12 protein-coding genes and 1 pseudogene are annotated in these 12,910 nt (G+C 47.2%); 2 read left to right on the forward strand and 11 right to left on the reverse strand.

Going from position 1 to position 12,910, the window contains the following annotated elements; translation table 11 throughout:
* Positions 1 to 397 precede the first annotated feature (397 nt).
* Complete coding sequence (locus tag HUX64_RS17445) at positions 398 to 607, reverse strand: hypothetical protein (protein WP_174627482.1); 210 nt, start codon at positions 605 to 607, stop codon at positions 398 to 400.
* Positions 608 to 659: 52 nt separating this feature from the next.
* Here HUX64_RS17445 and HUX64_RS17450 point away from each other — a divergent pair.
* Positions 660 to 1,292 (forward strand): annotated as a pseudogene (locus tag HUX64_RS17450) (transposase).
* Positions 1,293 to 1,395: 103 nt separating this feature from the next.
* Here the strand turns inward: HUX64_RS17450 and def are convergent.
* Genes def through HUX64_RS17470 form a run of 4 tightly spaced genes read right to left on the reverse strand, consistent with a single transcriptional unit; the run spans position 1,396 to position 5,609 of the window.
* Positions 1,396 to 1,929: a peptide deformylase gene (gene def / locus HUX64_RS17455; RefSeq protein WP_174627483.1), complete on the reverse strand. Its 534-nt coding sequence runs from the start codon at positions 1,927 to 1,929 to the stop codon at positions 1,396 to 1,398.
* A 6-nt stretch (positions 1,930 to 1,935) separates the two neighbouring features.
* Positions 1,936 to 4,035 (reverse strand): polyphosphate kinase 1, encoded by a 2,100-nt coding sequence (ppk1, locus tag HUX64_RS17460; RefSeq protein WP_174627484.1) that lies wholly within the window; start codon positions 4,033 to 4,035, stop codon positions 1,936 to 1,938.
* Positions 4,036 to 4,056: 21 nt separating this feature from the next.
* The gene (locus HUX64_RS17465; protein ID WP_174627485.1) at positions 4,057 to 4,716 is read right to left on the reverse strand and encodes a class I SAM-dependent methyltransferase; all 660 of its coding nucleotides are present in this window, start codon (positions 4,714 to 4,716) and stop codon (positions 4,057 to 4,059) included.
* A complete protein-coding gene (locus tag HUX64_RS17470) occupies positions 4,713 to 5,609 on the reverse strand; it encodes a 1-aminocyclopropane-1-carboxylate deaminase/D-cysteine desulfhydrase (protein ID WP_174627486.1) in 897 nt (298 codons plus the stop codon). The genes HUX64_RS17465 and HUX64_RS17470 overlap by 4 nt, the downstream gene beginning before the upstream one ends.
* Positions 5,610 to 5,882: 273 nt before the next feature.
* Here HUX64_RS17470 and HUX64_RS17475 point away from each other — a divergent pair, with 273 nt between their 5' ends.
* Complete coding sequence (locus HUX64_RS17475) at positions 5,883 to 6,266, forward strand: 4a-hydroxytetrahydrobiopterin dehydratase (RefSeq protein WP_174627487.1); 384 nt, start codon at positions 5,883 to 5,885, stop codon at positions 6,264 to 6,266.
* Positions 6,267 to 6,357: 91 nt separating this feature from the next.
* Here the strand turns inward: HUX64_RS17475 and HUX64_RS17480 are convergent, their stop codons facing one another.
* From HUX64_RS17480 to accD, 6 genes are all read right to left on the reverse strand, one after another.
* Positions 6,358 to 7,539 carry an O-succinylhomoserine sulfhydrylase gene (locus HUX64_RS17480; protein WP_174627488.1) on the reverse strand — a complete coding sequence of 394 codons (1,182 nt, stop codon included), beginning with the start codon at positions 7,537 to 7,539 and terminating at the stop codon, positions 6,358 to 6,360.
* A 61-nt stretch (positions 7,540 to 7,600) separates the two neighbouring features.
* Positions 7,601 to 9,109: an amidophosphoribosyltransferase gene (gene purF / locus HUX64_RS17485; protein WP_174627489.1), complete on the reverse strand. Its 1,509-nt coding sequence runs from the start codon at positions 9,107 to 9,109 to the stop codon at positions 7,601 to 7,603.
* A gap of 22 nt (positions 9,110 to 9,131) precedes the next feature.
* On the reverse strand, positions 9,132 to 9,623 hold the full coding sequence (locus HUX64_RS17490; protein ID WP_174627490.1) for a CvpA family protein: 492 nt from the start codon (positions 9,621 to 9,623) through the stop codon (positions 9,132 to 9,134).
* A gap of 48 nt (positions 9,624 to 9,671) precedes the next feature.
* Positions 9,672 to 10,556, reverse strand: a complete 885-nt coding sequence (locus HUX64_RS17495; RefSeq protein ID WP_174627491.1) for an SPOR domain-containing protein — start codon at positions 10,554 to 10,556, stop codon at positions 9,672 to 9,674.
* A 1-nt stretch (position 10,557) separates the two neighbouring features.
* The gene (gene folC / locus HUX64_RS17500) at positions 10,558 to 11,838 is read right to left on the reverse strand and encodes a bifunctional tetrahydrofolate synthase/dihydrofolate synthase (protein WP_174627492.1); all 1,281 of its coding nucleotides are present in this window, start codon (positions 11,836 to 11,838) and stop codon (positions 10,558 to 10,560) included.
* Between the two features lie 33 nt (positions 11,839 to 11,871).
* Positions 11,872 to 12,867: an acetyl-CoA carboxylase, carboxyltransferase subunit beta gene (accD, locus tag HUX64_RS17505; RefSeq protein ID WP_174627493.1), complete on the reverse strand. Its 996-nt coding sequence runs from the start codon at positions 12,865 to 12,867 to the stop codon at positions 11,872 to 11,874.
* Positions 12,868 to 12,910 lie beyond the last annotated feature (43 nt).

Genomic DNA, 12,910 nt, shown 5'->3' on the forward strand with positions numbered 1-12,910 from the left:
GTCGCTCTACCCTATTTTTCTTTAGCGAGTTTGTGGATAACTGCATGATTGATACTTTGCAAAGTGATCTCCTGAATTAAAAGGTTATTTACAATGCTGAAAAAATCATGTCGATCTTGATATTTCTATTGCCCATCACTTCACTCGGAACGCCTCCTTCACCTCATCAACCAGATGGTTGATGACCTTCACGGCGATGCGCCCCGACTTCGACTTGTCAATGGTCTTGATGTGTCGCTGTTGAGCGAGCGTTTGAGTTGTCCGAACAGATGCAATTTGGCTTCGTCGCCGGGGTCACGCCACTTGATGTAAAGCAAGAGCCGGGTATGATAAAACAACCGGATTGATGAGCGCAGGTCACCCGTATGCTCCAGATTTAGATCGAAAGATTGGCCGATTATGCCGGCATTTTGAGTGTGGAAGGGCCGATCAGGTCGAGTGTGATCTCCAGAATGGAATCGCTATTGAATTCGGCGGTGAGCCGTTCCTCCAGCAGTTCCGCCCGGCAGCTATGAACGCGAGGAAATTGAACTTCCAAGGCGTCGCGGTCGGGCCGAACCGCTGTGATGCGGACGGTTGCGCGAGGCTTTTGCGGCGGCGCCAGCATGGGCTCGTAAGAGCCTGTTCAATATCTTCTAAATATGTTTGATAACAGGGGTATGAGAAAAATGTATCCTAGCGACATCACTCGAGAACAATTTGAACAGCTCAGGACATTGCTGGAAAGTGCCGGCAAGAAAACGCGTTCCCGGACTGTCGACCGGTACGGCGCATGCTGCCGAGCGATGTTCCGAACTGGCGCAGCCTGACTCAAACCGGGACGCAGCGCCAAGACGAGCTTTTGCATCGTTGATGCTCAACGCGTCACAAACACGGATGGCGCCAGAGATAAAGCTTATGAAGCCGGCAAAAAGGTAGCGGGCCTCAAGCGTCATATCTTTGTTGATAGCCCAGCTTTGCCGCCTGCGATAGCCGTCACCACGGCCAATATCAGCGATCACCGGGGGGCGCTGGAGGCCATTGCCCAAAACTTGACAAGCTTATCGGCGGTTGCTTCGCTGTTAGGCGATGGCGGCTATACAGGGCAGCCTTTTGCTGAGGCCGTCCAGCATTGGCCAGGTGCCGCCGTACAAGTCCCCAAACGCCATGAGCTTCATACCTTGGGGGTGCTTGCGCAATGGGGGTAGTCGAGCGATCCTTTGCCGGGCTGGAAAAATACCGAACGCTTGCTTGACACCTGCTTACAATTTGTCAATTTGGCTGTCTTGGCGTTATTGCTGAGAAGATATTGAACAGATTCTCAATAGGCTCAGGGTGGGCAGGCTTTCTGCGAGCCGGATCATTAGCTTCGGTTCATAAGCTGCGAGTCAAACTCTTCAGATAGCTTTATTTTTCTCATAAACGAGGCGCTTGAATTTTAAGATATTCGCTCTCGGCAAAAATATCCTGGTTATCCTCAACCCGGTCCAGATACACTTTTCCTTCCAGATGGTCATATTCATGTTGAAAAACCCTGGCCACAAATTCGTTCAGTTTTAATTCCACCGGCTGTCCCTGTTGATCGCTATAGTGGATCATTATATCTTTATATCGCGGTACCAGGGCGCGAATGCCGGGGATACTTAAACAGCCTTCCCAGTCCTTTTCCTTATCATTCGATAAGGCTTGAAAGGATGGGTTAAACATAATGGTGGGCTCCATCTGCGGGGCGGAAGGGTAACGAGAAGTGGGGCGTGAGGCTACTATAATTATCCGCTTTGACTCGCTAATCTGGGGCGCAGCAAGACCGACACCCTGAGTGGTTGCCAAAGTACTCTGCATGGCCTCAACTATCTGCCGAATTTCAATACTGTCAATATCATTAACCACTGCCGCTTTTTTTCTAAGAATAGGGGCGCCTAACTGCTCAATCTCACGTATCGTATTCATTTTTTTTTAAGCCTGTAATTCATGTAAAAGCAGGGTCTGGGCTTGTATCGGCTCTTCACCCTTGGCTTGCAATGCCCGCCGGTAGCTGCCGTCCGGCTGCAGCAGCCAGGCTTGGGTGTTATCTTTTAAATACAAATCCAGAGCGTGCATAATCCGGTTATATAAACGCTTGCTTTCAATCGGGAAACAGATTTCAACCCGCCGGAACATATTGCGATTCATTAAATCGGCGCTGGAAGCATAGACTTCCTGATTGCCGTCATTGGCAAAAGCATAAATGCGGGCATGTTCGAGAAAGCGTCCGATAATCGAGCGCACTTCAATATTTTCGGATACGCCGGGGATACCTGGCCTTAAACAACATACGCCGCGGACAATCAGCTTGACTTCGACCCCGGCCTGCGATGCCCGGTAAAGAGCCTGGATGGACTGCTCTTCGACAATGGCATTCACCTGAATGATGATTTTTGCCGGTTTGCCATTTCTGGCGTGCGTTATTTCCCGTTCTATTTTTCCTATCAGGCCGCTATGCAATGTGAAGGGTGATTGCAGCAGTTTATTCAACTTCGTGACTTTTCCCAAACTGGTAAGCTGGGCAAATACGCGCCGGACATCTTCGCCCAATTCCTTGTCGCAGGAAAACAAGCCGTAGTCCGTATAGAGTTCCGCGGTTTTACGATGATAATTCCCCGTGCTCAGATGCACATAATTGTGCAACTCCTTGCCTTCTCTTTTTAGCACCAGACACATTTTTGCATGGGTTTTATAGCCTACCACCCCATAAACCACATGAACCGCGGCTTCCTGAAGTTTAGAGGCCAGGCTGATATTCTCTTTTTCATCGAACCTGGCCCTGAGTTCTATCACCACCGTTACCACCTTGCCTGCCCGTGCTGCGTTAATTAATGCATTTACGATAGGCGAATCGGCGCCGGTGCGATAGAGCGTTTGCTTGATTGCCAGTACATCGGGAGCGACAGCCGCCTGGCGTAAAAACTCCACAACCGGTGAAAACGACTCAAAAGGCTGATGCAGTAAAAAATCATGGCGCTTGATAGCGGCGAATATATCCTTGTTACGCGCCAGTTGCGGCGGAATGGAAGGCTTAAATGAAGTAAATTTAAGATCCGGCCTGTCAACCAGCTGGATAATCTCCTGAATCCTGTTCAGGTTAACCGGACCGTCAACCAGAAACAGACGATCGGACGTCATTTCAAAGCGCGCCAGCAAGAAATCCACTGTTTCCTCGGGACATTTGGCATCGATCTCCAGCCTGACTTCATCGCCGTAATTGCGCATGGCCAACTCGCCCTGGACGGCAAGCAACAAGTCGTCGATGGCGTCATCATCAACAAAAAAGTCACTGTTCCGGGTCACCCGGAATTGATAGCAGCCTTTGACATTCATGCCATTGAACAGCTCATTAATGAAGGCATGAATAATCGATGATAAAAAAACAAAATCGCTGCGCCCGCTCCGGGTTTCCTCGGCAGGCAGCTGAATAATGCGAGGCAATGCTCTTGGCGCCTGTAAAATAGCCCGACCGCTGTTTCGGCCGAACGCGTCCTTACCGGTCAGGGAAATTATAAAGTTTAAACTTTTATTGAGTATGCGCGGAAAAGGATGAGCCGAATCCAGGCCGACCGGCGTTAAAATCGGCAGTAACTCATCATTAAAATATTTTTCCAGCCATTCTTGCTGCGCTTCAGTCCATTCGTTGCGGCGAATAAAGCGGATATTTTCCCTGGCTAATTCAGGAATCAGTATCTCATTCAGGACTTTATATTGTTCGTCCACCAGTTGATGGGCATTAACAGCAATCAGATCCAACTGTTCCGCAGGCGTTAAACCGTCCGGGCCGATGGCTTTCGGATCAATGGTCGCCATTTGAATGACGCTGGCCACCCTGACTTCAAAGAATTCATCAAGATTCGAGCAGGAAATGCACAGGTAATGAAGCCGTTCAAGCAGGGGAACATTTTCATCTTTTGCCTGCGCCAGCACTCGCTTGTTAAATTCAAGCAGGCTCAGTTCGCGATTAATATACAGATCAGTTCTTTGAAGATTTACTTTATCGTCTATTTGCTCTATTTCTTCGGTTTCCATGCTGTGCCTGTAGCGTAACTCTTAGGGTGCGATACCGGTAATAAAGACATGCCGGTCGCTTATTTGTTCGACGAAGAAGTTCAACCCGGCCTGCGTCAACTGTTTTTTAATTTCCGGCAGTGTATAAGCGGCCAATAAGGAATAATAAAAGTCCCGCTTCAAAATCTCGGGTTCATCAAGGGCGTAAGTCTTCACCAGCTTTTGAGCGCTTTCCAGGCAGTCTGGACGTAATAAATCCATGACGACGACGCGCGTGCCCTGCCGGGAGTATTTTTTTATTACCTGCCAAAGCCCCTGCGGATCATGCAAATGATGCAGCAGGCTATTGCAGAAAATAATCTCATAACCGGATTGCGGCAGGATCACATCAGGCAGCATGCCGAGAATGAATCTTATGCGCGTTTTCAACTCCCTGGAAGTCGATAGCTTACAATAATCTATCATTGCTTCGGAACCGTCAACCGCATGCACTTTACTTAACGGAAAAGCTTTGGCGAAACGGCAGCTTATGTCACCCGGCCCGCAGCCTAAATCCAGGGCCGTGCCGCTAAACTGCGGCTTATTTATAAATAGCTTCAGCCGTTCAATAAATTGATAATGCGGTATTTCAAAGTCTGCTTTGGCATACGCTTTTACTTGCGCATGATCTTCCATCAGCTCCGGTTCTGGCAGTCTTTTCATTTTCTTTTCCCTTGTAAACCTCCGGTATGTACAGCAATAATACGCTGACCGCGCTTAAAATACTGTCTATGGAGTAAATCGTAGAGCCCGTACATCATTTTCCCGGTATAAACCGGTTCAAGCGGAATGGACGTGTTTAACTCAAACTCATTTATAAATGAAATCAATTCAGTAGTGGTTTTGGCGAAGCCGCCGAAGTGGTAATCCAAGTTTATCCGCCAGTTGTTACAATTGCGTGAAAGCAGCCGGGTGATGTCATCCGTTAAAAATCCGGCATTTTTAAAGGCTGCAAAGCCTACTACTGATATATCTTCTGGGACAGCATCTATAATGCCGGCTAGTGTCGCTCCCGTTCCGCACGATACACAAACTACGTCATGAGGGACTTCAATCTCGGCAATCAGTTCCGCCAGGCCTTTTAAGGCTAACGCCTGAGCGCCGCCTTCCGGCAGCCAGTATTGATTTGGCTTTAAGCCGGGCAGATCAAAACTGCCTTGATATTGCCTGAGAGTTCTATATTCGGAACGAGAGACAAACTTCAGCTTCATGCCCCAGTTTTTCATGTCCATTAAAGTCGGCGTCAAGGTTTCCGGCTGTTCGCCCCGAATCAATCCAATGGTTTTTAAACCTATAGCATTGCCTGCATAAGCCAGCGCATGCAGATGATTGGAATAAGCGCCGCCCATGCTGATTACAGTATCTACATCCAAAGACAATGCATGATCGAGACTATATTTCAACTTGCGCCATTTATTTCCGGAAATAACCGGATGCAATAAATCGTCACGCTTCATCCACAGTTCGATTCCATAATAATCAAGCATAGCATTATTAATTTTCGCCAAAACCGATTTATTGAAGGTTGTTTCCAACTTTATGAGTTTCGGATGCATTTTAGTTGCATTAATTAATTATCCAACGAGAACTATGAACACAGGCTGATCGAATTGCAATAGGGCAAGACACAAGCATACATTTCCATTGCGGAAAACTGAATCCATAAGCCCCACTAATCACTGACGCATTTTCTTAATATGAAAACTTCATAAGTATTTGCTTGATTTCCAGCTTTTGGTATGTAACTTAAATTGTATATATAATCAGTTTCTATTAGATATTTGAAATACAATTTTTGCTACTGTTTAAAATCAAACAAGAGGTAAATTATGGCATGGAGAGAACACAAACACGAAGACACCTACACCGATGCAGAGGCAGAGGAACGCTTGAAAGAAGAATTGCCCCACTGGTATCTGGAAAACGGCTGGATTCGGCGTAAATACAAAACCAGCGGCTGGAAAAGCACGCTGATGGTTGTTAATACGATCGGACATTTGGCTGAAGCGGCGTTTCACCATCCTGATCTTACAGTTTCTTACGCCTTTGTAATCGTTAAACTGGTGAATCATGCAGCAAAAGGCATCACCAACAAGGATTTTGAATTGGCGCACAAAATCGAAGAAGTGATTATGTGGCAGCCCGGCAAGCAAGGCGGTGCGCTGGAGGGAACGCCTGACGACCCCAGGTTCAAATATATCAAATATGATTAAGCATCAGGCTGTGCACCTTTGAAGCCATGCTGTGTCTTCTTCTAAAAGAGAAACGGTGGAGATGACGCGCGATGACGCGCGTCGCCCTGTTTTATAATCCTTTTAACAGATCCTTTTTAATATCTTCAATATTTTCAAGGCCCACTGAAATCCGTATCAAACTATCCTTAATCCCGGCTGCCGCCCTGGCTTCAGGCGCCAGTCGACCGTGAGTGGTCGTTGCCGGGTGCGTGATGGTGGTTTTAACATCCCCGAGGTTTGCCGTAATCGAGATCATTTCTGTGGCATCGATCAATTTCCATGCTTGCTCCTTGCCGCCGTTGAGCTCAAAACTGAGCACGCCGCCAAAGTGGCTCTGCTGACGCTTCGCCAGTTCATGTTGCGCATGCGATTGCAAACCGGGATAGTGGACCTTTGCAATACCGGCTTGCTGTTCCAGCCATTTAGCCAGCTCAAGGGCATTATCGCAATGCGCTTTCATTCTTATTGCCAGGGTTTCGAGCCCTGACAAAAATACCCAGGCGTTAAACGGGCTCATTGTGGCTCCGCCTGTGCGAAGATAAGGGTAAATAAACTTTTCTATTATCTCATTGCAGGCGATGACGGCGCCACCAATGCAGCGGCCTTGGCCATCAATATATTTGGTCGCTGAATGCACCACAATATCCGCGCCAAGCTCAAAAGGCTTTTGCAGCGCCGGTGTGCAAAAGACATTATCAACAATTAACAAGCAGTTATGCTTGTGGGCAATAGCCGCCAATAATTCAATATCGGCGATTTCAATCAGGGGATTGGATGGCGTTTCCAGAAATAAAAAGCGCGTATTCGAAGTAATTGCCGACTCCCATGCGGCGGGATCGGTCAAATCGACAAAATCTGTTTTAACCCCGAATTTGCCAAAATAATTCTGCAACAGCAACACGGTATTGCCGAATACACTGCGCGAACAGACCACGTGATCGCCTGTTTTAAGAAAGCCCATGCCGACGGCCATAATTGCCGCCATGCCGGATGAAAACGCCAGACAACGCTCGCCTTTTTCCATAAGCGCAAGCCTTTCCTGAAAGGCGCTAACCGTTGGATTGGTGAAACGGGAATAGATATTGCCGGCTGCCTGTCCGGTAAATCGTAAAGCCGCCTGTTCAGCACTTTTGAAAACATAACTGGAGGTCGTAAAAATAGGCATGCTGTGCTCATCTTCATGAGTGCGCTTGTGCCCTGCCCTTATCGCCTGGGTTTCAAGAGAATAGTTGTTCCAGTTAATATCTTTCATTGGCTACAGGCCTGTATTTGCTAAAGGTTCTGACATTAAATAAGAGCAACAAGCTGCTTAATTAGTCGGAATTCTGCATTTCAATAATGAATTTTCCCGAATTACGCTCTGTCTGTGCAGTGTCATTGCGCAAGGCTTCCGTATACTTCAGATACGCATTATCAATATCGCCGGTAATGTATTTATTACTAAAACAGGAAGTATCGAAATGTTTAATATCAGGATTACCTTTGCGGACAGCATCGATTAAATCATCCAGATCCTGATAAATCATCCGGTCAGCGCCTATTGCCGCGCATATTTCATTTTCCGTAAGATTATGGGCGATCAATTCATGCGCGGCCGGCATGTCAATGCCGTAAACATTCGGATAGCGGACAGGCGGCGCAGCAGAAGCAAAGTAAACTTTTCTGGCGCCTGCCTCGCGGGCCATCTGGATAATTTGCGCCGAAGTTGTTCCTCTTACGACTGAGTCATCAACCAGCAATACCTTTTTGCCTTCAAATTCAAGGCCAATAGCGTTTAATTTTTGCCTGACCGATTTTTCCCTCATTTTCTGGCCCGGCATGATAAAAGTCCGGCCAATATAACGATTCTTAATAAAACCTTCCCGATACTTTACCCCTAGCCTGTTGGCCATCTGCAAAGCCGCGGTCCTGCTGGTATCCGGGATAGGAATAATGACATCAATATCATGATCGGGCCATATGCGAAGCACTTTTTTGGCCAGTTTTTCGCCCATGCGCAGACGCGCTTTGTAAACCGAAATATTATCAATAATTGAATCCGGACGGGCAAAATAGACGTATTCAAAAATACAGGGACAATGATCTTTCACTTTCGAGCACTGCCTGGTGTGCAATATGCCGGCTTCTTCAATAAATACGGCTTCTCCAGGTTCAATGTCTCTGATAAGGTCAAAACCGAGCACATCGAGAGCAACGCTTTCTGATGCAATCATAAATTCAGGCCCTTGATCGGTCTTTCTTTGGCCGAACACTACCGGCCTGATGCCGTGCGGATCTCTAAACCCCAAAATTCCAAAACCCGCAATCATAATTACTACAGCATAAGCCCCGCGGCAGCGCCCGTGAACACCCGCTACCGCCTGAAAAACATCATCAACGGTCAAGTGCAATTTACCTAAATTTTGCAGCTCTTGAGCAAAAATATTCAACAGCACTTCGGAGTCGGAATCAGTATTAATATGCCGTTGATCTTCCACGAACAGGACTTTTTTCAATTCTTCGGTATTAGTCAAATTGCCATTATGGGCAAGCGTCAGGCCAAAAGGCGAATTTACATAAAACGGCTGCGCTTCTTCCGAACTGGTACAACCCGCCGTTGGATAGCGGACATGGGCAATGCCCATATTGCCTCTCAGCTTCAGCATCTGGGCATTGCTAAAAACATCCCGCGCCAGGCCGTTTTCCTTACGCAAATGCAGACGCCCCCCTTCACAGGTTACAATCCCTGCTGCATCCTGACCGCGATGTTGCAAAACCATCAAGGCATCATATAACTCCTGATTAACAGCTTGATGAGAAACAATAGCAGCAATACCACACATTTTTAACCCGAGCCTGAACTAGTTAATGATAATTTAAATATCCCGCCATTCCTGATGGAATATGATCCCGCAGCCAAATGGCGGAGGCTTGAAACGGTGGAATTAATTGCGATTCTTTCCACCACGAATCGGCCGGCAATGAAGTTAATCCGCCCAGCATTATGATGACAAAAACAATAATCAGCCCACGTGCGGCACCAAAAAACATACCGGCAAAACGATCAGTAAAGGTTAATTCGGTATTGCTAATCAGTTCACCCAATAACATGCTGATCAAACCGCCCATAACCAAGGTTATCATGACCAGGATCAAAAAGGCAGCGGCGATTCTGGCGACCGAACCGGAAATTGCCGATACCAGAAAACCTGAAAACTCATGACTAAAACTTAAACCCACCCAAATTGCGAGTATCCAGAATCCTAATGAAAAAACTTCATGGCTGACGCCTCGCAACATTCCTCTGATAAAGGAAATAAAAATCAAACCGATTATGGCGAAGTCTACCCAGATCATAGTTTCCTGATTTACTGGATTATAAGATTTGAATCAGCTTGTATCAAATTACTCCGATACCAGAATAGTTTTTATATTCTGCTTATTCAACCTGGCTTGCATTGCTATTGCCCGATCCTTGTCAAGCTCCGGGCCGAGCTTAAGACGGTACAAAGCTCCTTTTTCTGCTACCTGAATAGTTTCCAGCATAACCGGCAAGCCTTGTTTGCGTATCGATTCCCAAAGCGCCAGGGCATTTTCCTTTTTAGCAAAACTACCTGCTTGCAAATACCAGCGTACCAGCTCGGGAACCGGTTTGGGAGAAGTGACTTTCGGGGCACTGACAGTTTTTTTAACTGCAGCTATCGGGCCAGGCTCTACAGGTTTCAGGGAAGCTGACTGTTTCGGTTTCGATTTACTGGATGGAATTACTGTTTTTTTAACTTTTACCGGCTTTTTAATTTCTTCGATGCTCTCATTTTCCAGAGGCTCTGATGACTCTGCCTGCTTCGGGATATTGTGTCTATGGGGAGTTACGGGCGGCTCAGCCTCTTCCTCTGCATTTGCATTCCCGGCAGTATCGCTGGAAATTTCACTGTCTGCAGGCTCGGCTGTTGCAGCCTGGCTGGAAACTGATTTTTCTTCACTTTCAGCCCTCTCTCCTTCCTGTTCAACTTCTTCTGCGCCTGAATTTTTATTGACTGAAATATCCGCCGCTTCTTCAGGCGGCGCCAGATTCTGGTCATCAGAGTTTTTTAAAACCTCATCAGCATCAGCGGGCAATTTAGCAGCCGTATCTTCGGCAGAGTTAACGGGTGCTTCAGGAATAGTCATTTCACTGACCATCCGGCCGCTATTGTCAACAGGATCATCAAACAGCATAGGCACAAAAATAGCCGCCAGCGCTGTAATAACTAATGCACCGATCAACCGTTGTTTTAATTCTTGATTCATTTTAATCAATTCTCCTTTTTTCAAATTCAGCCAAGCAATCAGATACCAAAAAAAAAGAGCCAAAAACCAGCAACAGATCGCCTTCTTGCGACTGTTTTTTTGCAGCATCAAAGGCTTCAGAAAAATTGGCAAAGCCAAAGGAAACATTATCGGCTGAGCTTTGTAAAAAAATTTCCCGCATAAATGATGCTGTAGCCGCACGAGGATTTGCCAAAGGCGCAAAAAACCAGTCGTAAACGACCGGATGCATGATCTCGATAACACCGGCTATATCCTTGTCTCTCATCATCGAAAAAATCGCATGTACGCGCTTATCGGGGAAAGTTTCGCTTAGGTATTCGACCAGCGTTTCGACTGCCTGGGGATTATGGCCTACATCCAAAAGTACCGGAATTTTACCCTCAATCAATTGAAACCGGCCGGCCAAGTGGACATTTTCAATACCTTGACGGATAGAAGCATCGCTCACAGGCAAGGTTTCAGCCAATTGAGTCACCGCCAAAATAACCGATGAAGCATTGCGGTACTGATGCTCGCCTTTCAATCCAGGTTCTGGCAAGTGGTTGATCTGCCTGCCATTACCAAACCAACTCCAGCCACTAGACTGCTTTTCATAACCAAAGTCCCTGCCAATACAATACAGCAAGGCATGCTTGTCAATAGCACTCTGCCGCACGGATTCAGGAGGCTCAGGGTCGCCCACAATGGCCGGTGTTGCGGGCCGGAAAATCCCCGCCTTTTCCCGCCCTATGGCTTCCCGTGTTTCACCCAGCCAGTCAACATGATCAATGCCGATACTGGCAATCACGGCCACATCGGGATCTATAATATTCACGGCGTCAAGCCGCCCTCCCAGTCCGACTTCAAGTAATTGCACGTCCAATCCAGCTCGGCAGAATATATCCAGCGCGGCCAGGGTGCCAAATTCAAAATAGCTTAAGGACATATTATTTCGAACCGCCTCAATTCGGGCAAATGCCGCGCAAATCAGTTCATCCGATACCGGTTTACCGTCTATTTTTATCCGCTCGTTATATTTAAGTATATTTGGAGAGGTATAGGCGCCTACATGATAACCCTGGGCCTTGTAAATTGTTTCAAGATAAGCAATACATGAGCCTTTGCCGTTGGTTCCGCCTACGGTAATGGTCGGGGGTTTGAGGCAATCCGGATTCAATTCAGCAAATACCGTGGCGGCGCGCTCCAGTCCTAAATCTATCACCAGGGGATGTAAGCTTTCTTGCCAATTCAGCCAGCCCTGCAGCGATTCAAAATGCATCATTGCTTAATATCGCATTTACTGCACCGGGCAGAGTCATGCATTAATATTATCGTCAGCCTCGGCAGTCATGGACTCAGGTTCTGTTTCTGTTTCTGTTTCCAGGTCTGGCTTTGGTTCCGTATCCGGTTTAGGTTCCAGCTCTGCTTCCGGTTCGGTTAATCCAAGCGTAACTGTCCTGCCCGCCATCAGCATAGCCAATATGCTCGAAATTTTATCGCGCATTTCACGCCGGTCGACAATTAAATCGATAGCGCCATGTTCCTGCAAGAACTCACTGCGCTGAAAGCCTTCCGGTAATTTTTCATGCACGGTTTGTTCTATGACGCGGGGACCTGCAAAACCGATCAGGGCATTGGGCTCGGCAATATTAATATCGCCGAGCATGGCCAGACTGGCTGAAACGCCGCCCATCGTCGGGTCGGTCATGAAGGAAATATAAGGAATGCCTGCCGCTGACAGTCTCGTTAATGCGGCGCTGGTTTTCGCCATCTGGAACAACGAAAACAGCGATTCCTGCATTCTTGCGCCGCCGCTTGCAGTAAATACTATGAACGGGATAGCTAATTCAAAACTCTGGTTGACGCCGCGGACAAAACGTTCCCCTACCACCGACCCCATTGACCCGCCCATAAAATTGAAATCAAAAGCCGCTGCCACAATATCCTGGCCTTTCAGTTGTCCTCGCATGACTACCAGCGCATCATTTTCCCGGGTTTGTTTTTGTGCCTGAATAAGCCGGTCTTTATATCTTTTGCTGTCTTTGAATCTTAAAGGATCGACAGGCTTGATATTTTTGCCGATTTCCACGCGCGCTCCTTCGTCCAGGAACATATTCAGCCGGGCTCTTGCCGCAATGCGCATATGATGATCGCATTTAGGGCAGACGCTGAAATTTCTCTCCAGCTCGGTATTGTAAAGAATCGCATTACAGTTGGGGCATTTATTCCACAATCCTTCCGGTACGGTACTTTTTTTATTGGACGAATTTGTCCTGATTGTTGAAGGAACTAATTTCTCAAACCAACTCATGCATTTGCTCCGAAAGACTTCATCATCACGCGATTGGGCATTA

It is taken from the genome of Candidatus Methylobacter favarea, assembly GCF_902806695.1.
GTDB lineage: Bacteria > Pseudomonadota > Gammaproteobacteria > Methylococcales > Methylomonadaceae > Methylobacter_B > Methylobacter_B favarea.